We start from the raw sequence: 20,976 nt of genomic DNA on the forward strand, positions 1-20,976 counted from the left end.
TATTATTAACTATAGGTCCTGTCATGAGAGCGCTTTTCGTTCCACATATCCGTAGGAGCAAAATATGAGTTATCCGATGGATGTAAGTGCGCTTTGACTACCTCTTCATTCAGTTCAATTCCCAATCCTGGAGAGTCCAAGGGAACTGGCGCATAGCCCTTATCAATCATTTTCCCCCCGCCCGTCATGGTGACCATATCTTCCCACCAAGGCACATCCACTGAGTGATGCTCCAGTGCAAGAAAATTTTGAGTTGCTGCGGCACAATGCACATTTGCCATAAAAGACACAGGGGTTCCAGCTTGGTGCATTGCCATTGAGATTCCTTTTTCTTCAGCGTAATCCGCGATTCGTTTAGTTTCCAAAAGTCCTCCTGAAGAAGCCAAATCAGGATGTATAATATCCACTGCGTGGTTATCGATCAGATCTTTAAAGTACTGAAGAAGATAAATATCCTCACCCGTTGTAGTTGGTGTATTCAGTGTATCCGTAATGGTCTTATGTTGTTGCCACATTTGCCAAGGAACCATATCCTCCAACCACGCCAAGCGATATTTATCTAGTGCTTGTCCAAGTCGGATACAGTTATTTAAGTCAAAATGTCCGTAGTGATCTGTTGAAAGTGGAATTTCATATCCGACCATTCCACGTACATGATCCACAATTTTGGCAAGTTCATCCAGGCCTTTTTCAGTAATCTGAACTCCGGTAAATGGGTGAGCCGTATTTCCATAAGACATATATCCCCCAGACCATTGGCTTCTTCCATTTTTAAAAATCTCTGGATTCACGAGGCACCCAGGAATATCCATAATCTCTCCTATAGAAACGTCCATCTTTAACCAAGTGTATCCTTGCTCTTCGGTTCTATATTTGATTAGCTTCATCTGCTCTTCTGGTGAGCTTGATTCCGGGGTGTCAGCATAAAGCCTAATCGAATCCCTGTACCTTCCTCCAAGTAATTGCCAAGCTGGAACATTGTAAGCTTTTCCACAAAGATCCCAAAGCGCCATTTCCACACCGCAGACACCTCCTGCTTGACGGGATTGACCCCCGAACTGTTTAATGATTTTGAATATTTTCTCTACGTTACATGGATTCTCACCTAAAATCCGGCTTTTTAGCATCAATGCATATTTGGGATCTGCTCCATCCCGTACTTCACCCAATCCATAAATTCCTTGATTTGTATCGATTCGGAGAATAGCCGTTCCTCCCATCACCGCAGTATGCGCATAGCGAAGATCAGTGATTTTAAGATCCGAAGGTGCGGAGGCACGTCGTACATTCTTAGTCGTTTCTGCCATGGTATCTTCGATACTAAGTCCCATCAGTGCAGTTAGACTCAGCCCGCCAAGTGCTGTTTTCTTTAAAAAGTCTCTCCTATTGTCTTTTGTAAATGGGTTATCGATTTCTGATTGCCGTTGGGCAGCATAGGTTCGCTCCTGCTCCTTGTTCTTCTGAATGAGGTTTTGTAATGTATTCTTCATAATCAAATGGGTTATTGGGTTATTGAGTATTTTAATCCTATCGAAAAATGGTATTAGTAATTCCGCTCTTTGAGGTAATTATCTAACTCAGCTTTTGTCATAGGCAGTTTTCCGGGATAATTGTTCAGCCAATCCAAAAAGTCTTTCTTGATCTCTTCAGTCCATTGGCTATCAATCTGACCTGCGAGATATTTACCTTCCCGAAGTCTTTGATGTCCAAATTCATCCCGAAGGCCTGTCACTTCAGAAGTCAAAACAAGATCCTCCACCAAATAGGCAGGTATGAAAATCACCCCGTATTTTTTTGCCAAAACCACATCTCCGGGAAGAACTGTGGCACGACCAACTCTAATCGGAGCATTGATGGATGTGAGCATCATTTGCTGAATGTAGGATGGGTCTTGTCCTTTCATCCAAGCATTAAATCCTTCTATCTCGGAAAGTCCCTCCTGATCTCTAACAGATCCGTTAAAAATCACTCCTCGCTGAGATTTAGCATAGATTGCATTTCCAAGATTATCTCCGATGAGCGTACCATCAACAATTTTACCATAGCCGTCCGCCACGTATACATCACCATTTGTCAAGATATCGATAGGCCACGAGTTTGTTCCACCTTTAGGAGATCTACCTTCCTTTTCCACTCCCTGGTCTTTGACTTGCTTTTCCATATCCGGTCTTAGCGGCATGTATTGAGCGGTAACTACTCTCCCAGTCATAGCTTCATCCGGTAGCATAATTTGCCATTCGCCTTCGTATTGATTTTGATATCCTTTGTTACGCAGCACTCCCCACGCTTCTTCGATGGAGATATTTTTTAGTCTTTCCAAAATAGAATCGGAGACCTTTGGTCTTCCATCCGGAAATCTCTCCCCAGTCCATTCCGCTGTTAGTGCTTTGATATATTCAGGAGAAGACCCTACATTTTGAGCAGTTGCTTCTTTGTTTGATAGGAGGAGTGAACATGAAAAAGCAAGTACACACAGCGACGTTTTTATAGTCTTAGGTGATAAAATTGAATTCATTAGTATTAAGGGTTTAAGGTTTTTCAATCAAATATCTTAACTCTGATCACTCAAAGAATGGGATTCCTGGAACTGCATATTTTTTCATTCCTTCTTCATTGATTTCCACTCCTATTCCAGGCTTTTCAGAAATTGTAATGAAACTGTTTTCCGTTCTTGGTCCATCGTAGGTCACGATGTCTTTCCAGAGATCATCTTTGTCCATATAGATCTGCCATTCCATTATCTGGAAATTCGGTACGGAAGCACATACATGACAACTGGCCATAGCTCCGAGAAAAGAAGCTACCATGTGTGGTGAAAAAGGCACATAATATAAATTTGCCAAATTAGCTATGCGCTGCGCTTCACCTAGCCCACCTGCTTTTTGCAAATCAGGCATGATGATATTCAGGGCTCCATCAGACAATAGTTTCGTAAATCCATATGCGAGGTAGATATTTTCCCCTGCACAGATCGGTGTACTAGTCTCTTGGGTAATATGCTTATACACTTCAGGATTATCTGCTGGTATGGGTTCTTCAAGAAACATCAAGTCCAACGGCTCATACATTTTTGCCATTTTCATCCCAGTGACTGCATCATACCTTCCATGCATGTCTACACATATATCTATATTAGGGCCCACTGCTTCTCTCACCGCAGCGATAGCATTGTACATTCTATCTATTTCTGCAGGACTCGCTGTCCAGTTAAAACGGTCGTATTTATTAGGATCCCTTCCGTCGTCCACATCAAATTTTACCGCATTATATCCGCGGGAAACAGCATCCTTTGCAGCTGTAGCATAATCTTCCGGACTAGGATTAGTAGAAGTGTAAAGCGCAGTATCGCAATAAACACGGATTTTATCCCGGAACTTACCCCCCAAAAGCTGATAAACAGGTATGCCAAATACTTTACCTGTAATATCCCAAAGTGCTGTTTCTATTGCGGTAAGCACAGCTACGAAGACACCTGACTGGGCTCCACCAAAAAACGCTCCCTTACGGACTTGCTCAGCTAGACGATTTGGATTGAGTGGATTTTGTCCTCTAAGCTGCTCTCCTAATCGCTTTACTAAATAATATGATCCATGAATTGCATCCACGGCCTCTCCACATCCCCACACGTCTTGATTTGTATAGACTTTCACGTAAACTGCTCCTCTTACAAAACCACATTTTACATCAGTAATTTTGAGGTCAGCAGGATTTGAATATGGATTTTGCTTCGTTACTGCTGCACTTAGCCCTTGCCCAAAAGTGGATAACATTCCGGCTCCGGTCAATCCCACTGCCGCTCCTTTTTGAAGAAAGGACCTTCTTGAATTTTTGTTTTTCATCTGATTATTTTGAGTTGTAAGAGTTTACCAAGTTCTGTTTTTCAATATTTCCTGAATCTGTTCTCTGGCTATGGGAAGTTCATCGATATGATCATTGAGCCATTGGGAGAAATCCTTTTCGATCTCATCTGACCACCGGGTATCAATTTGTCCTGCGGTGTAAATACCCTCTCTTAGTCGCTCGTGACCAAACATATCCCTCAAGCGGACAACCTCGGAAGTCACCACTACCTTCTCAGCCAAATGTGCCGGAATGAAAGACACTCCTCCGTCTCTGCCTAGCACTACATCTCCGGCCATTACCGTTACTTGGTGAATTCGGGTTGGCTTATTGATTCCTATTAACATTGTGTTTAGATCCCCGGGTTGATTGTGATGTGAGGGATGGTAGCTAGAAACATAAGAAGTAAATCCGCCTATTTCATTAAGGCCAACTACGTCTCTAATAGCACCTTCATACACTATCCCGTTTCCGGATTTGGCATAAATTGCATTGCCTACATTGTCGCCGATGGTCGGCCCACCATTATGAATTGCAAACTGATCTACTACATAGACATCACCTTGCTGCAACAAGTCTACAGGCCAGGAGTTTTGGCCTCGTTTTCCTTCTTTTTTACCACGCTCGTCGATGGCATCGTGGATATCTGGTCTACCGGGCATGAACGTCGCCGTCAGAGCCCTGCCAATTAGTATACTGTCCGGATTGATCTGCAATCCCCAACCATCTGCGTATTGATATTTGTAACCGGCATTTTTCATAACAGCCCAAGCTTCGTCGTGGGTGACAAGCTTCATCCGTCTTAGAATATCGTCAGAGACCTTTGGTCGGCCGTCTTCGAAACGTTCTCCTTCCCACTGCTGGGTGAGAAATAGCATTTCCTCTTTTGATATCTGCTGCGCGAAAAGACCCGCAATCCCAAACAGCAAAAGAGTAAGAGTAATTGTAATTCTTTTGATCATAGTTTTATTTATTGACAAAAAATGGGGCCTGAATTTATCCAAGCCCCGTTTTAAATTATTTATCCCACCAAACTTTGGTTGCAAGATTGTCAGGCCCCTGAGCTGAAATAGCCGCCTGTACATTTTCAGAATTTACTGAAATTTCAGAATTCGGATAAGTCAATCTATTGATGAAATCCACTTCCTTACCAGGATATGGGTTCGGAGTCAAATCTGGATAGCCTGATCTTCTGAAATTGGCAAAAGCTTCCGGCCCATTCAGAAAACTAGACACCCAATATTGGGTATTGATTTGCTCCAATGCCATGGCTGGATTGAAAGGATTTTCTTGGAGATAATCATTGATTTCAGAAATAGAAATGGCAGATGCCTCATCCACTGTCCCAAGTTGATTCATGTGAGCTCGGACTCCGGAATTATAATATTCTTCCACCGTGCCAGTGCTGATCCAACCTCTTTCTCTTGCCTCTGCCATGAGCAAATAATTTTGCGAAGCAGTAACAAGAAAATTAGGTGCGGTATTTTTGGTAATTCTTCTTCTGTCAGCTTGCGCGAATTCATAAAAACTAGCAAGTCCTAATGCGGATGCAGCACTTACAGCACCTGCATTATCATTACCCATAGGCAATCCTTCATGGACACTCGCCTCATAGGTTGCATTGGCAGGCGTTTGCTCAGGACCTGATTTGGCACCAACATAGGTAACTGCAATTGCAGAAAGACGAGGATCATTCCTGCTCTTCAAATAATCTACGAATGGTTTTGTAAGGTAGAAATTGGAAGCTTCAGTGGCATTTAGAAAATTACCGATTGGGTTGGTGTAGTTCGGGTCATGGTTGATTCTTGCATTATCAGCATTTGTCAAAATAACTCCTCCCTGCACGGCTGACTGCACTACTTGAGCAGCAGTGGTAGGATCCACTTCACTCAGTCGCATCCCAGCTCTCAGTAGCAATGAGTATCCAAAATTCTTCCATTTATCCAGATCACCACTGTATAGAATGTCAGCAGACTCTAAAGGCCCAGAAGGATCCAAAGCTGCAGTAGCTTCAGTCAATTCTTTTATTAAATCCGCATAAATAGCTTCCTGAGAATCATAGACAGGAAGGTAAATCTGTTCTGCGTAGCCTTTGCCTCCTTGGAAATAAGGGATATTTCCATAATCATCCGTAAGCACCATAAAAGCAAACGCCTGGATAATCCTGGTCATATTCTTGAGATTGGCACGTGCTGGATCATCCTCCACTTGGCTGATTACGTCCCGGGTATTTTTAATCACATTTCTATAATATCCCTGCCAAAGTTCCTGAGTTAAGGTTCTATTGTCTTGGTTATAATTTGCTCCTGAGACTAATCCCGAATTTGGAGTAACTATCTGCTGAACTACTCCCATGTCATAAACCAAACTTCCGTTCGGATATGCACATCCCACAATCGCAGCATTTAGCTGGAATGCCGGATTAATAGCCGTAGCACTTACTTTATTGGTATTAAGTTCGTCGAAGTTGCTATCGCAAGCCGAGGAATATAGTACCACGAGTATGATTAGTAGGTATTTAGATATCTTTTTCATGGCTAGTTGGGTTAAAATTTGACATTAAGGTTAAAACCTAAACCTCGCGTAGAGGGAAGCCCAGTTGACTCCATGCCGACCAAGTTATCAGATGAATATCCGAAAGATTCCGGGTCGATATTATCCACCCATTTCTTGATCATAAATACATTGTTTGCTACGAAATTCAGCTTAACCGACTTGAAAGGCTGCTTTTCAGGCAGATGCTTGGTAAAATCATAGCCCAATGTGATTTGTCGTAGTTTCCAATATCCTCCATCATAAACTACTGGCTCAACTAATGCCTGTGATCTCACTACTTCCCAATACGATTGTACTGGAGCCACTACGGTGTTTATTTCACCGGCTTCATTAACACCATCTCCTACCACACCACCTTCTCTACCTTCCAGAGTCATTTTGTGAAGGCCATGTCTTGTAGCATTGAAATTAGTGCCCGATAGCATGATATTTCCCAGTTTGAAATCTATAAGGAAGGAAAGCATGACACCTTTGTAGTTGAAGGAGTTATTAATTCCTCCCACCCAATTTGGCAGAGCGCTACCGAAATTGACTAGATCAGTTGTTCGAAGAGGAAGTCCATTTGCACCGAATATCTTTCTACCCTGCTCATCTCTTCTATATCCGAATCCGGCAACCTGCCCCATTTCCATTCCTACAATCTGCCGCAATTCACCGTTGAATACGTGCGTACCCACTGTAATTCGCTCTCCAGGAGTATCGGTCAGAAGACTAAGGACTTTAGTCTTATTGTAAGCTGCATTGGTGCTAATCTCCCAAGTGAACTTGTCGTTCTCGACAGGTACTACAGTGAGGAGCATCTCGATACCCTTGTTTTCACTTTGACCACTGTTTATTGAGGTATTCACAAATCCTGATGCATCAGAAATCTGAGCACTTACAATCTGATCCGTGGTCAACTTTCTGTAAGCTGCCATATCAAGGCTTACTCTTCCCTGAAACATACTCAATTCAAATCCTGCTTCTACTTCACCTATTCTCATAGGACGAAGGTTAGGATTGGGAAGATTGGTTCCAATAGGCCCTCCTATAGGTTGCCCACCAAAAAGGTTATTATTGATACCGTAGAATAGCACATTGGAATAGGCTCCTACGTCAGCATCAGATCCCACTTCAGCATATGCCGCCCTGATTTTCCCAAAATTTAACCAGCCGGATGGCTTAAAATTCTCTGTGAAGACCCAGCTTGCAGAAACGGATGGATATATAATACTTCTGTTAGCTTCTGACAAGGTCGAGAACCAATCATTTCTGACCGTACCTGTAAGAAACAACCTGTCTTTATATGAGAATTCGGCGGAACCATACAATGAATTTACGGCACGCTCATTCAGGTCATAAAGAGGATCTTTTGCTCTACCATTTTGCACAGTATAAAGACCTCTAACCACAAAATCCGTCACCTGTACACTATTCAGATCTGATCTACGCTGCATGTGGTTTCCACCAAAATTGGCATTGATGTTTACATCACCAAACTGCTTGTTTGCGTTGATGAGAAAATCTGTATTGATCTCTCTGAATCTCCTCTGCTCCTGGGTGTACATACCATTCACAAATCCAGCAGGGGCAGCCGCCCTTGAGGCTTGGCCCGTTGGGAAGTTATTGTAATCCTGATCTCTTGACCAGAAATCTTCTCCTACTCTTCCTTGTACAAATAACCAGTCGTTGATTTCATATTTCAATGCTATATTTCCGAAAATCCTATCCCTTTTGATATTCTGAAATTGATCAGAAAGGGTGAAATAGGGATTTGTCCGGTTTCTGAACCTGGAGTAAACCGCTTCGTTACCGTTGGCATCGTAGCGATTATCCCGCAATACGTCCAGCGGCATTGAATTAGCCATATTGTACAAAGCAACGGGAATGGTGTTATCCTGCTCACCGATATTTGGAGGATTTTTATTCTCTTCAAAGGAATAATTAAAATTACCTCTAAAGCTCAACTTAGATGTGAGGTCATACCCGAATCCTAAGTTGATTGTTTTCCTATTATAAGAATTGTTTGGTACAATACCCTTGCTATTTAGATCTGAGAATGATAAGCTTAGACCTCCCTTTTCTGTAGAAGTAGCCAATGTGATGGAATTGGTCACGTTCTGTCCGTTGCGAAAGAAATCGTTTATTATTCCTTTAACTGGTTCATAGGGCACAGTCACTCCATCAAAAAGCATTTGGGTCATTCCTGGTTGGAATTTCTCACCAAATGACCATTGTCCTGAAGTAGGGTTTGGAGTAGTAGGTCTTACGCCTTGTTCACCCTGTCCATATTCATATTGGTAATCTGTAAAATCGAGTGGTGCTTCATTAGTATAGTTGAGATTATAGGTAACTCCTATTCCTCTTGTATCATTCTTACTTTTTGTAGTGATCATGATTACTCCATCCTTAGCCCGGGAGCCATAGAGTGCGGCAGCAGCAGCACCTTTTAGGATAGTCATGGACTCTACATCATCAGGATTAATACTTGATAAACCATCACCCCCATCAGAAGTATTTCCTCCTCCTCCACGAACTCCAATACCACTATCAGAAGCACTGCTACCTGGTTTAGAACCAAAGTTTGTGTTATCGATCGGGACACCATTAACTACAATCAATGGATTATTTTGTCCGGAAATGGAAGACTGACCACGAATCCTGATTTTCGATGTACCTCCAGGTCCTGATCCTAGAGCTGAAATGCTAACTCCTGCAACTTTACCTTGGAGCGCGTTCATTACATTAGGTGTTCTGTTGATAGTGAGTTCATCTGATTTAACTATGGACGTGGCATAACCAAGACTTTTAGCAGATTTCTCAATTCCCAAGGCAGTTACAACTACTTCTTCAAGGTTACTTTCATCTACTTGCATGGTAAGGTCAATTTCAGACCTGTTACCCACTGTAATCTCCTGATTAAGATATCCTACAAATGAGAAAACTAATACAGATGACTCACCATCTACATTGATAGAATAATTTCCGTTACTGTCGGATACTGTACCTACTGAGCTTCCTTTCAAAAGTATGTTCACTCCAGGAAAACCCACTCCGTTTTCATCTGTGACTTTACCGGTTATTTCTACTCTTCGGCGATCGATATTGGATTTAACACCACTAATACCTCCCGCAGCTGCAAAAGAATTAGATCCATCAGTTGATGATGCTAAAGATGAAGTTTGGAGATAATTTAAATCAGAGGCCTTTTTAGACTGACTGGATCTGTTTTGAAATATCACATAAAAATTCTCACCAGCTTTTTCATAGCCGAGTCCTGTTTGCTTAAGGACTGTTTTCAAGCCTTCTTCCACAGAAGTATAGGATGATTTTGGTGATCTGATCTTTTTTGATTGAACCAAATCATCCTTGTATGCTATCGAGACATTGAACTTATGCTCGAATTGAGTCAGAACCTCTTTTAGGTATCTGCTTTCATCACTGGACGAATACGTATCCAGGTGTTTTTCTGAAGCTATCAAACCCTCGACTTGCGCAAAGGCAAACCAAGAAATCGAATAGCTCATACATAATAATAGTACAAACTTTCTCATTGTAAACAGGGATTAGGTTATTTGGGGAATACTTCATTTCGGGTTATTTAATCAGGTATTTATTTTGCTCGTTTACTATTTCTACATTAAATATTTTGGAAATCTGGTCCATAAAATTCTCAGAATCACCAAGAGGCATAGACCCTGAAGCTGTTTGCAGCAGCAGCTCTTCATCCTGAACTTCAATCTCAATTCCATAATTGTCTCTGGCCATCTTCAGAATTTCGCCAAGACTGGTTTCATCCAAGTGGATCACTTTGTCTTTCCATGAGGTGTAGAGAGAGGGGTTCACTTTCTTACGTTGGAATTTACTTTCTTTAAATTCTACCAGATCACCTGGATTCATGAGAATTTTCCCTTCCTTATCTTTTACCGGAAAGCTTAGCGTCACCATTCCTGAAGTAAGGACTACTTCAGTTTCCTGTGATCTATTAAAAACGTTGAACTCTGTCCCTAGCACTTCTATTGCTACATTTTGAGAACTCATCACTTTGAAAGGCTGATGATCTGATTTGTGCACTACACTAAAAAAGGCTTCACCTTCTATCCAGATTTCACGTGCCATTTGACCTTCCCAATTATCTACAAAAGTCAGCTTGGAGTTGGAATTCAGGTTTACTGTAGAGCTGTCCGGCAGGATTATTTCCATTGTCTCTCCATATCCGGTTTTGTATTCGATTGTAGATGGCAATTCATACCAGTACCAAAAAAACATACCCAGTATCAAGCTGGCGGCTACAGACCCAAAGAGGAAGAAAGATCTCTTGCTGGAAGAAGATTTAATTTCCTTAGATGGATTGATATCTCTTTGAATTGCGCTCCATACAGAAAGTAATTCAGCCTGTTTCATTTCAAATTTTGACTTCTCAAGATTCAAAATCAAAGCCCTGGCTTCTTCTAACGTTTGGATTTTGGTAGGATTTGCATTTTTCCAATGCCTCCAAAACTCCTCGTGAGCAGGATCAGGATACAGTACCCATTCCTTAAAAAATGGATCTACGACAAAGTCGTGTGAAGAAAAACGGTCGTAATCAGTAGGTTGATGATTCACTGTGTTGCTTGTGCTTATACCTATAAGAGTATAAAGTCAGCAAGACCTCATCATTTTTTTTAATTTATTTTTAAAAAATTCTAATTATTAGCAACACAGGTGGTCATACACCTGATTTACAGATTATTAAAAAACTAACCTATAAATAAAAATGATGCTAGCAGGGAGGAATTCATAACAACTTTAAGACATTGAAGAGCTTTTGAAAGTAGATTATAGGCAGAAGCAGGAGTGATTGACATTACACTTGCTATTTCAGAATAGTCCATATCATTAAAATACTTAAGCACTAAAATTTCCCGCTGTCTTTTTGAGATTTTCGTCAGACCATTTGTGATTTTTCTTTCATTTTCTTCAATGTAGTCCCTGGCTATCAACTCATCTTCAATAGAAATTTCAAATAAATAAGGCTGTTGATCCTCATTTACCTCTATTGATAATTTACGCTCTTTATTGATATGGTGAATTAGCAGATTGCGGAATGACTTGAAAAGATAATGCTTAACAGAGTCAATATCTGAAAGCGTTTCCCTTCTATTCCAAATGGTTGAAAATAATTCCTGAATACAGTCTTTGACCATCTCGCGGTTGTAACAAAAGTGCATGCCGTAGTTGTAAAGCAAATTTGAAAAGCGCTGATATAAATTGGAAAACGCAAGATCATTGCCCTTTCTCATACTCTGCCATAAAGTTTTATCGTCAGATTGAGCGCTAAAGCTGGTTATCGGGCTTCTTGAAATAAATTGATTAACGGAGCTACCCATATACAAAATTTTATTACGTTAAATTTCGATTTTAAGGTAGTAAATTTTCATTCACTTATCAAAGCTTATTTAAAAAGAACAATTTGTTTAAAGAGCAAACTATTATTTAATCGAAATTTTAACATAGCAAACCAACTACAAAAAAACCAGCATATGTTCCTAAGGCATTACCTAAACTTCCCACCAATACACCTGGAATAAGCAGGTCGGGACGATTCAAACTTTCAGCCGATGCTAGTGCAGTAGTATTCCCACCCACATTCGCCTGAGAAGCTACGGCTATGACGTCCCAATCAATTTTGAACAGTGCTCCCACTCCAAATATTATAATGCCGTGAATAAGCACAAGTATGGAAACAAAAAGAATCAGTGTAGCTGCAAGTTCTCCAAGTCCAGCCAATGTGCTCAAATCACATAGAGTCCCAATCGTTGCTAAAAAAAGTAGAATCAGAAAAAACCCGATCGTATGACTACCTGATAATTTTTTAATGAAGGAAAATTGAGCCAGGAGCAATGCAATGGTTGTGAGGGAAATTATTTCAGGAATCTGTGGAAAGGAATTGGCGATGAACTTTGAAGCAGCCATTGCTAAAAAAGCTAAACCCAGAATACTTGCCAGACCAGAAATGCTAATTGATTCTTAAGTTTTTATTTTTTGAACTTCACTAGCCACCGGAAGTAGCTTTTTCCTAGGGAAGAGTTTTTGTAAATACTTTGGCAAAATCAAGGTTGCAATAATCCAAGGAGTGCCAATCAAATTATCTACAACAGTGGTTGCAGCAAATAGATCTGCCTGTTCGTTGACATGATAACTCAGGGCAACTGCATTGAAATTGATACTTCCGCCAATATATGTCCCTGTATACATTCCGGCGATCACATTTGCTAAAGGACCAATTGTAATGACAGGTCGGACTATAAACCACGCGATTAACACTCCGACTATTGTTCCTAAAGCGCCAATCCCGAACATAAGTAAAATAGGACCTCCAGCTTTTTTTAGGCTTTTAAGGTCTACTTCGAGTAATGCAATAAATATTCCCATGGGAGCCAGATATACAAATACCCCTGTATATATTGGATGGCCGCTAGTTGCTGTAGGAATCAGACCAATATTGGCTGCAATGGCAGTAGCCAAGATTACTAGAATAGGCGTTCCTACAGTCCGGAATCCTTTAAACTTTGCCAGCCAAACGCATAATAAGACAAACATACACAGCATTCCACTGACGTAAATCGGGTCTTGAGTCCAAGTCATGGCGGAAATTAGTTAAAAAAGCTTTCTAAGAGCGTAGACCATATTGTCTTATGTAAAATCAGTAACTTTTTTATTCTCATTCAATTTTGAGCTAACTTATGTTCTCCCACCTTTTTTAAATTAGACAATGAAGAAAATCTTTATAATAATTGCTTTAGCCTGCATGGGATATTCCTGTACTCCCGGAGCTACTCCACCTATTGCTTCGCAAATCGGAGAAAGCACGTACACACCTGGAAAAGTAGTGTGGCATGACTTAGCTTCTCCAAACCCTGAAGCTTCAGCAGCATTTTATGAATCTGTTTTTGGATGGACTACCGTTCCTTATGGAGACGGGGAAAAAAGGGTTTGGGTCTTTAAGCAAGGTGATTTACCTGTTGCCCTAATGGCATATTACCAAACTGAGAATGGATCGGGGGAATGGATTGGTGCTATTTCTGTTCCTGACGTTACGGAAGCCACAGATAAAGCAAAATCCCAAGGTGCAAAAGTCATCAGGAAGGCAATGAATGTTGATGAAAGAGGTTCGATATCTTTTATACAAGATCCTCAAGGAGCAAGTATTTCTCTGATAAAACTCGCCAACGGAGATCCCAAACCAGGTTTGTCCGAAATGAATACTTTTCTCGGGCAGGAGCTTTGGTCAAATGACCCCACTCAATCAGCTTCTTTTTACTCAAGCGTAGTTGGCTACACAGCTGAGGAAACTGACGATCAAAAGGTTCCATATACTATTTTCAAAATGGGTGATATGAATTGTGCCGGCATGCTGAAAAACCCAGCTCCCTCTGTCCGATCTCATTGGGTTCCTTACATTAGAGTATCCAACTTGACCGAAACTTTGGAAAAGGCAACAAGGGCTGGAGCTAAAGTTTTGGTAGAACCAAGTCCAGAAATCAGGAATGGCAATGTCGCATTGCTAATGGACCCTACAGGAGCTCCGATTGCTGTTCAAGTTTATAACCGCTAATGCATACAAGATGAAAAAGAAATTATTAGTATTCGGTTTAGTTATTTTTACTTCCATGCTAGTTACAGCTTGTGCTAACATGTATGTATCAGGCGGTGTAGGAATGAGCTACTACGGTGGACCCTATGGTGGGGTGCGAATGTCGCCTTCCATCAATGTAGGAATGTACGGCGGAGGAATGCGCTGGTGAATTGGATTTCAATCTCCTGTAATATAGGTTTCAGATTGGTTGGGATTAACCTGAAGGCTATTGTGAAACCTATGATTTTTTAAAAAACTCTTGAATCTTTTCAATCACAAAATCAATTTCTTCTGCCTGCATCCATGGATTTAGCGGCAAAGAAAGTCCTCGCTGACTCAGGTTATTGGCGTTTATAAAATTTCCATCACTACGGAAAGGCTTCATCTCAGGCAGTATTTTCGGGTAATGTATGGCAGTGCCTATACCTTGGCTTTGTAGGTAATTTCTCAACTCGTCTCTAGAGGAAGTCTGAATAACAAAAAAATGGGCATTGTGATCTTCTTCTAAAATACCTTTTGGAAGTTTCAGACCTTCAATTCCCGACAACCCTAGCAAGTACCTTTTGGAATACTCCTTTCTAATTGCTTGAAATGAGCCAAATTTCTCCAATATAACATTCAAAAAACCAGCTTGAATTGTATCTATACGACTGTTTCTACCTACAATTTCATGCTTGTCACGAACTTCCTGTCCGTGATTGAGAAGCAATTTTATCCGTTCGCTTAATTCTTGATTATTTGTTAAGCACATTCCTGCTTCACCTAATGCGCCAAAGTTTTTGGTGGGATAAAAACTCAAGCATCCTACATCACCGAATGTTCCCGCTGCTTTTCCCCCTTGAAATGAACCAAAGGACTGAGCTCCATCTTCAATGACGTGAAGGTTATATTGCTTTGCTATAGTCATCAACTTTCCCATATCCACCATCTTTCCATAGAGATGGACAGGAATAATAGCTTTAGTCTTGGCTGTAATCGCTTTTTCCCAATCAGCAGCCAGAAGTCCATCTTCATCTGTATCCCAAAAAACCGGCTTTGCCCGTGCCAGTATCACAACTTCCGCTGTAGAGACCCATGTCATGGCTGGAACAATCACCTCATCACCGTATCCAATTCCTATAGCCCGCAAAGCAAGTTCGAGCGCATCTGTTCCATTGGCGCAGGCAATCGAATAGGTTGATTTGAGATAGCTTGATATCTGAGATTCCAAAAATGTCACTTCCTCCCCACCAGAAAAAATGCCTTCTTCAAGCATGTCTGCAAACCTTAATTTTAAAGCATTTTTCAGCTCCTCATCTATTCTTTTGAGATCAAGAAACGGAACCCTCATCCAATAATTTGGCTAGTTGTAAACTCAAGTTTCTACGGGAATATTGATCAATCCCGGTGGCTGGATCTGCTTCGCCACTTCGCTCAAACAATTTCCTTAAACTGACTTGAATAGCAACATGATCCGAATGATTGAAAACCTCCCCTGCTTCAGATTTTTCCAGAATCTTTGCAGAATCACCTTCAGGATCACCTAAAGCCAAAATAGGCAAAGTAGTCGCTATATATTCAAAAAGCTTTCCTGGAATATTTCCCTTTGCATTTTTGGTATTTGTAAGGATCAAAGCCAAGGCATCGGCCTTCTCATAGAAACCAAAAACCTCCTGATGGGAAACATATCCTGCAAAAACCACATGAGCAGAAAGCCAGGAATCTGCACCTATTTCTTCCCGAACCTGATCACTTACCCTTCCAACAAAAGTGAATATGACTTCTCCTAGTTCTTTAGAAAACTCCTCCTTCATTGCTTTTAGCAAAGGCATAGGATTCCTGATTGAATCTATTATTCCCGTGTAGACTAGGTGTAAACTACCGGCTTTTTTTTCTCCAATAGAGAAATTTTGGGGAATATCACTATCATCAAAACCATTAGTGAGCAGATTGATTTTTCGATTTGCGAGTTTTTCCAAATCATGTTGGAAAGTGGGGGAAATCGTAGTCACTACATTAGCCTCACTCAGGACCTCTTGCTCTAGTTTCTTGTGTTTATTTCGAATTTGGTTTTGCATAGGAAGCTTATCTAAAAACTCCCATTGAGACCAAGGATCACGAAAATCAGCGAGCCAAAAAATTCCAGTTTTTCTTTTCAAATCCCTACCGATCAAATGCATGGAATGAGGTGGCCCAGTCGTGATGATCGCTTGGAATTGACCTTTCTGTATTAATTCTGTCAGAAATTTTACAGAAGGTTTTACCCAGAAAACCCGAGGATCGGGAACCATTAGGTTTGATCTTAGCCAGATGGCAGCTTTCTCCATAAAACTATGCTCTTTTTGCTCAAGCACTCTTCCTGGATGCGATTCCTTTTTCCCCCGAATTCTATCTAAAAGCTGATACGGTTCCCAAATCGGGAATTTGATTACCTCTAATTCTTTTGAAATTTCCTTTTCGAGCGTTTCATCTTTTAAATCAAAATCAGGGTTTTCAGGTGTAAAAATTACTGGCTCCCATCCTGCTTCTGGTAGATATTTTGCAAATTTCAGCCAGCGCTGTACGCCAGAACCTCCGCTTGGAGGCCAATAATAGGTGATGATTAGAACTCGTTTTTCCATAATTGTACCTTGTACTAAGTCTAAAGTACCAAGTAGCTGGCCATAAAATCAACTAAGATGAAAAGATTATGTTGAAGTATTCAGTCCCAGTCGCAGTGTTCAGTAAATCCTTGGTGAAAGTCTCCCGACTTGTGTCTAGTTAATCGTTTTCTTTAGAATGCCTCGGACTAAACCCATTATAGAAGAGTGAAGACTTCATTTTTTGAGTCCAGGTTTTAAGACTTGAACAAAACTCAGTCTTAATAGGCTTCGTCCCCTGTGTTACTCTCTGCAACCTCGGCGGTAAAAAAAGGGAGCAGGTCACCCCACTCCCTTCAAATTTCAAATATGAGATTTCAGATTTCCAATTCTCTTACTCTCCCTGAGCAAGAGAATATCCTCTTACCCCGTCAAAAGAATATAAATTCTCAGTTTTGATAAAGTCAAATCCAAGTTCTTCAACTTGCTTCAACAATTCACGAACTTGAGCATGTGTAATTGTTCCTTGCTCAGCATTCTGAAATCTACATCTCCAATGATCGGTGCAGAATGACTCACGCATTCCGTCAGGGAATACTTTGATGCCTCTATTCGTAATTAATGTCAATTGAAGGCCATCAGCATTTGCCTTGCGAAGTTTCTCTCCTAAAACCTGAGGATCTCTACCTGGCTCATCCCAATCCACAAACACATCCACACCAATCAGTTCTTTCTTGGCTTTTACCACCGGAGAAACAAATACATTCATCGGAGTAGTATCCTTATCAAATTCAGCTGGTACCATGGAAGATGGAAGCTGTCCTAATCTCTCGATCACTGCATTTGCAAACTCATCGGTACCTACTTTCTTGGAAGAAAGACCTTCCTGATAAATATCTCCAGTATGAATTCCATCTTCCAAAGTTTTCATCCAGGCATTGGATATTTTCTCTGCGATCTCTGGCTGACCGATGTGAACCAACATCATAATTGCTCCATTCAGCAAACCTGACGGATTTGCGATGCCCATTCCAGTGATGTCAGGCGCAGAACCATGAATAGCTTCAAACATGGCAACTTCTTCACCGACATTTGCAGAGCCACCAAGTCCTACAGAACCTGTCACCTGTGCAGCCACGTCAGAAATAATATCTCCATAAAGATTTAGCGTCACAATCACATCGAAAGTCTCTGGTCTATCAGCGATCAAAGCTGTTCCGATGTCGATGATTTTATGATCATTTTTTATATCAGGATATTCCTTGGCGATCTCATCAAAAGTTTTGTGGAAAAGACCATCAGCCAACTTCATGATATTATCCTTCGTCATACAAGTCACTTTCTTGCGACCGTACTTCTTCGCATACTCAAATGCATATCGGATTATTTTCTCAGAACCTGGCTTGGAAATCAACTTCAAAGACTGGAAAACCTCCTGAGTCTGTCTGTGCTCTATTCCTGCATACAAATCCTCTTCATTCTCACGAATGATTACCAAATCTGTCTTAGGAAAATGAGTCTTGATAAATGGTGAAAAAGCCTTACATGGTCTCACATTAGCATACAAGCCAAACGAAGTTCGTGTGGTCACATTCAATGACTTAAAACCACCTCCTTGAGGAGTGGTGATTGGTGCCTTCAAGAAAATTTTTGTTTCTCTTAGCGATTCGAAAGCATTCGGTTCCATCCCGGAACTGATTCCTTTAAGGTAAACCTGCTCTCCGATTTCGATGACATCGTATTCGAGTTGAGCACCTGCTGCTTCGAGTATCGCCAACGTAGCCTTCATGATTTCGGGACCGATCCCGTCACCATAGGCAACCGTAATTTTTCTTTTGGAAGACATATTATTATAGTGGATTTAGTTAAAATTTGATTTTGAACAAAAGTAAATAAAAATGTGGAAGCAGTTTTTTGACCTAGGACAAAATCCACATTATCTGCCATTATATTACAAAAGGGGCAATTATCATTTACCTTAGGCTAATCATTTTCTAAGTATGGGGTTTGGGTTTGAATACCCTGCTTGTATATTTGTTTTATACTCAACGATGAACTATGGCTGATTTCAAAAATATCCTCACAGTTGTAAAGAATGGCGTGCTCTATCTTACCATCAACCGAGAAGACAAAATGAACGCGCTGAATTTTGAAACTTTGGAGGAATTGAAGGCAATTTTTGATGAGGTGGCGGACACTAAAGAAATCAAAGCTGTGATTATCACGGGTTCTGGTGAAAAGTCTTTTATAGCTGGCGCCGATATCAGTGAAATTGCTACTCTTAATGAAGTAAACGCAAGGAAGTTTGCTGAGAATGGCCAGGAGATTTTTAGCATGATTGAAAATTGTCACAAACCAGTCATTGCAGTTACTAATGGCTATACGCTTGGAGGAGGATGCGAGCTGGCAATGGCTTGCCATCTTAGAGTGGCTACAGCAAATGCGAAATTTGGACAGCCTGAAGTTAATCTTGGAATTATCCCAGGATATGGAGGCACTCAGCGTCTGACAATTTTGATTGGAAGAGGCAAAGCAAACGAACTCATGATGACCGGTGATATGATCGGTGCCGAAGAGGCTAAGAGTTTAGGATTAGTTAATCATATCCTTCCTACCAAGGAGGAAGCTATGGCAAAAGCTGAAGAAATCATTACAAAAATACTCAGTAAAGCGCCGCTGGCTATTGGAATGATCATAGACTGCGTGAATTCTGCATTCGTGCCAGATGAAAATGGCTTCCAGACAGAAGCTAACAGCTTTGCCAGATGTGTGAAATCAGGCGATTACAAAGAAGGAACTTCTGCCTTTCTGGAAAAGAGACAGCCGCGCTTCAGAGGAGAATAAGCTCCTTTATAATTAATGAGTAATTTCAAAAAGCTAGCCGGACAAACCGCTGTTTACGGACTGAGTAGCATTCTCGGTCGATCCATTAATTTTTTAATGATTATCGTGTACACCGAATACCTCAGCAAAGAGGCAATGGGGTCGTTCACGAGTATTTATGCACTGATAGGCTTTATGAATATCGTCTTCACCTATGGGATGGAGACTACTTTTTTCAGATTCGCAACTGGTAAAAATCTCGACACCAAGAAAGTTTACAATTCTACTCAGTCATTACTGATTATCAGTACTTTGATATTAGGATCAGGATTATTTCTTCTTGCTCCTCAGCTTGCTGATTGGCTGGAATACCCAGGTCAAGCCTACTTATTCCGGTGGACCGCACTAATCCTTTCCTGTGATGCGATCTTAGCGATTCCCTTTGCAAAGCTGAGACTGGAAAACAAAGCGCTGATTTTTGCTGGAACGAAAATATTCAACATCCTACTTAACATATTCTTCAACCTTCTTCTGATCGTTGGATTTCCGTATTTGATTGCAGATGGAATCATTCCGGAAGGTTTTCTAGGTTACCGATCAGATTGGGGAGTGGAGTATATTTTACTTTCGAATTTGCTAGCCAATGGCTTGATTATACCTTTTGTTTGGTGGAAAGCAGGCTTTTTCCAATTCAAATTGGAAGGGTCTATTATCAAACCTATGTGGGGTTATTCCATCCCGCTCCTTTTTATGGGGTTAGCTGGAGTTACGAATGAGTTGTTTTCCAGATTCCTTTTTGAATATGTTCTCCCTCCAAATTTCTATGCGGGGCTGTCAGCTAGGGAAGCTGGTGGAGTTTTCGGAGCCAATTTCAAGCTTGCGATCCTGATGAACTTGGTGATTCAGGCTTTTAAATATGCTGCAGAACCATTTTTCTTTAAGCAATCACAGGACAAAGATTCTCCGTTGCTTTATGCGAAGGTCATGCATGCATTTATATTGTTCTGCACTGTTTTAATGATCACGATTTCAGTAAATCTCGACTGGATGGGACCTATGTTCTTGAGACAACCAGGTTATGAAGAAGGGCTCTTTATCGTACCTACACTTTTAATGGGCTATTTGCTTCTTGGAATTTACTTCAACCTTTCCATTTGGTTTAAGATTACTGATCAGACCAAATACAGTTTTTGGATTACTTTAGTAGGAGCAATTATTACTATAGCCGTCATTCTGATATTTGTGCCAATTTGGGGCTATATGGGTGGAGCACTTAGTACAATTTCATGCTATTTTGTGATGTGTCTGATATGTTTTCTTTATGGTCAGCGATACTATCGCATTCCTTATCAAACATCAAAAGGCATATTTTATCTAATCATCTCATTTGCTCTGAGCTACTTAGGGTTCTATCTGGATTTCGGGAATTCGGTAATTAATTTCTTTCTAAAGAACAGTCTTATAGTTCTATATTCTGGACTAATTATCCTTTTAGAAAAAGATCAGATAAAGGCATATCTACCAAAAAGCAATTAGTCGTATTCATAATTTTTACAAAAATGGGATCATTTTAAACCGACATGGCGTTATTCAGCAATACCA

The 20,976-nt window shown here is 40.8% G+C and carries 15 protein-coding genes and 1 pseudogene; 4 read left to right on the forward strand and 12 right to left on the reverse strand.

All coding sequences use genetic code 11. The annotated features are described in order from the left end of the window. Positions 1–5: 5 nt before the first annotated feature. From AACZ73_RS10530 to AACZ73_RS10570, 9 genes and pseudogenes are all read right to left on the reverse strand, one after another. Positions 6–1,490, reverse strand: a complete 1,485-nt coding sequence (locus AACZ73_RS10530; RefSeq protein ID WP_339877641.1) for a mandelate racemase/muconate lactonizing enzyme family protein — start codon at positions 1,488–1,490, stop codon at positions 6–8. Positions 1,491–1,543: 53 nt separating this feature from the next. After that, positions 1,544–2,515: an RraA family protein gene (locus tag AACZ73_RS10535; RefSeq protein WP_339877643.1), complete on the reverse strand. Its 972-nt coding sequence runs from the start codon at positions 2,513–2,515 to the stop codon at positions 1,544–1,546. A gap of 46 nt (positions 2,516–2,561) precedes the next feature. Beyond that, positions 2,562–3,839 carry a mandelate racemase/muconate lactonizing enzyme family protein gene (locus AACZ73_RS10540; RefSeq protein WP_339877645.1) on the reverse strand — a complete coding sequence of 426 codons (1,278 nt, stop codon included), beginning with the start codon at positions 3,837–3,839 and terminating at the stop codon, positions 2,562–2,564. A 24-nt stretch (positions 3,840–3,863) separates the two neighbouring features. Beyond that, on the reverse strand, positions 3,864–4,802 hold the full coding sequence (locus tag AACZ73_RS10545; RefSeq protein WP_339877647.1) for an RraA family protein: 939 nt from the start codon (positions 4,800–4,802) through the stop codon (positions 3,864–3,866). Between the two features lie 55 nt (positions 4,803–4,857). After that, entirely contained in the window at positions 4,858–6,375 is a 1,518-nt protein-coding gene (locus AACZ73_RS10550; RefSeq protein ID WP_339877649.1) for a SusD/RagB family nutrient-binding outer membrane lipoprotein, read from the reverse strand. 11 nt (positions 6,376–6,386) lie between these two features. Continuing rightward, positions 6,387–9,929: a SusC/RagA family TonB-linked outer membrane protein gene (locus AACZ73_RS10555; protein ID WP_339877651.1), complete on the reverse strand. Its 3,543-nt coding sequence runs from the start codon at positions 9,927–9,929 to the stop codon at positions 6,387–6,389. Between the two features lie 43 nt (positions 9,930–9,972). Continuing rightward, positions 9,973–10,980, reverse strand: a complete 1,008-nt coding sequence (locus AACZ73_RS10560) for a FecR domain-containing protein (protein ID WP_339877653.1) — start codon at positions 10,978–10,980, stop codon at positions 9,973–9,975. A gap of 134 nt (positions 10,981–11,114) precedes the next feature. Beyond that, positions 11,115–11,657, reverse strand: coding sequence for a sigma-70 family RNA polymerase sigma factor (locus AACZ73_RS10565; protein WP_339877655.1), 543 nt, complete (start codon positions 11,655–11,657; stop codon positions 11,115–11,117). Positions 11,658–11,862: 205 nt separating this feature from the next. Next, positions 11,863–13,002: pseudogene (locus AACZ73_RS10570) on the reverse strand (DUF819 family protein). Positions 13,003–13,129: 127 nt separating this feature from the next. Between AACZ73_RS10570 and AACZ73_RS10575 the strand changes: the two are divergent. Next, positions 13,130–13,972, forward strand: coding sequence for a VOC family protein (locus tag AACZ73_RS10575; protein ID WP_339877657.1), 843 nt, complete (start codon positions 13,130–13,132; stop codon positions 13,970–13,972). 10 nt (positions 13,973–13,982) lie between these two features. Then, complete coding sequence (locus tag AACZ73_RS10580; RefSeq protein ID WP_339877659.1) at positions 13,983–14,162, forward strand: hypothetical protein; 180 nt, start codon at positions 13,983–13,985, stop codon at positions 14,160–14,162. Between the two features lie 69 nt (positions 14,163–14,231). Here the strand turns inward: AACZ73_RS10580 and AACZ73_RS10585 are convergent, their stop codons facing one another. The 3 genes from AACZ73_RS10585 to AACZ73_RS10595 form a co-directional block, all read right to left on the reverse strand. Then, positions 14,232–15,323, reverse strand: coding sequence for a DegT/DnrJ/EryC1/StrS family aminotransferase (locus tag AACZ73_RS10585; protein WP_339877661.1), 1,092 nt, complete (start codon positions 15,321–15,323; stop codon positions 14,232–14,234). Further along, positions 15,304–16,593 (reverse strand): glycosyltransferase family 4 protein, encoded by a 1,290-nt coding sequence (locus AACZ73_RS10590; RefSeq protein ID WP_339877662.1) that lies wholly within the window; start codon positions 16,591–16,593, stop codon positions 15,304–15,306. Before AACZ73_RS10590 ends, AACZ73_RS10585 begins: the two co-directional genes overlap by 20 nt. Before the next feature lie 352 nt (positions 16,594–16,945). After that, positions 16,946–18,397 (reverse strand): NADP-dependent isocitrate dehydrogenase, encoded by a 1,452-nt coding sequence (locus tag AACZ73_RS10595; protein WP_339877664.1) that lies wholly within the window; start codon positions 18,395–18,397, stop codon positions 16,946–16,948. 212 nt (positions 18,398–18,609) lie between these two features. Between AACZ73_RS10595 and AACZ73_RS10600 the strand changes: the two genes are divergently transcribed. Both AACZ73_RS10600 and AACZ73_RS10605 read left to right on the forward strand, forming a co-directional pair. After that, the gene (locus tag AACZ73_RS10600; protein ID WP_339877665.1) at positions 18,610–19,395 is read left to right on the forward strand and encodes an enoyl-CoA hydratase-related protein; all 786 of its coding nucleotides are present in this window, start codon (positions 18,610–18,612) and stop codon (positions 19,393–19,395) included. 15 nt (positions 19,396–19,410) lie between these two features. Then, positions 19,411–20,910, forward strand: a complete 1,500-nt coding sequence (locus AACZ73_RS10605; RefSeq protein ID WP_339877667.1) for a lipopolysaccharide biosynthesis protein — start codon at positions 19,411–19,413, stop codon at positions 20,908–20,910. Positions 20,911–20,976 lie beyond the last annotated feature (66 nt).

This window comes from uncultured Algoriphagus sp., assembly GCF_963974835.1.
GTDB lineage: Bacteria > Bacteroidota > Bacteroidia > Cytophagales > Cyclobacteriaceae > Algoriphagus.

Bases quoted from the DNA above. Each gene is read 5' to 3' on its own strand.
- AACZ73_RS10530 (WP_339877641.1), bottom strand. From the start codon at position 1,490: ATGAAGAATACATTACAAAACCTCATTCAGAAGAACAAGGAGCAGGAG.
- AACZ73_RS10535 (WP_339877643.1), bottom strand. From the start codon at position 2,515: ATGAATTCAATTTTATCACCTAAGACTATAAAAACGTCGCTGTGTGTA.
- AACZ73_RS10540 (WP_339877645.1), bottom strand. From the start codon at position 3,839: ATGAAAAACAAAAATTCAAGAAGGTCCTTTCTTCAAAAAGGAGCGGCA.
- AACZ73_RS10545 (WP_339877647.1), bottom strand. From the start codon at position 4,802: ATGATCAAAAGAATTACAATTACTCTTACTCTTTTGCTGTTTGGGATT.
- AACZ73_RS10550 (WP_339877649.1), bottom strand. From the start codon at position 6,375: ATGAAAAAGATATCTAAATACCTACTAATCATACTCGTGGTACTATAT.
- AACZ73_RS10555 (WP_339877651.1), bottom strand. From the start codon at position 9,929: ATGAGAAAGTTTGTACTATTATTATGTATGAGCTATTCGATTTCTTGG.
- AACZ73_RS10565 (WP_339877655.1), bottom strand. From the start codon at position 11,657: ATGAGAAAGGGCAATGATCTTGCGTTTTCCAATTTATATCAGCGCTTT.
- AACZ73_RS10575 (WP_339877657.1), top strand. From the start codon at position 13,130: ATGAAGAAAATCTTTATAATAATTGCTTTAGCCTGCATGGGATATTCC.
- AACZ73_RS10580 (WP_339877659.1), top strand. From the start codon at position 13,983: ATGAAAAAGAAATTATTAGTATTCGGTTTAGTTATTTTTACTTCCATG.
- AACZ73_RS10585 (WP_339877661.1), bottom strand. From the start codon at position 15,323: ATGAGGGTTCCGTTTCTTGATCTCAAAAGAATAGATGAGGAGCTGAAA.
- AACZ73_RS10590 (WP_339877662.1), bottom strand. From the start codon at position 16,593: ATGGAAAAACGAGTTCTAATCATCACCTATTATTGGCCTCCAAGCGGA.
- AACZ73_RS10595 (WP_339877664.1), bottom strand. From the start codon at position 18,397: ATGTCTTCCAAAAGAAAAATTACGGTTGCCTATGGTGACGGGATCGGT.
- AACZ73_RS10600 (WP_339877665.1), top strand. From the start codon at position 18,610: ATGGCTGATTTCAAAAATATCCTCACAGTTGTAAAGAATGGCGTGCTC.
- AACZ73_RS10605 (WP_339877667.1), top strand. From the start codon at position 19,411: ATGAGTAATTTCAAAAAGCTAGCCGGACAAACCGCTGTTTACGGACTG.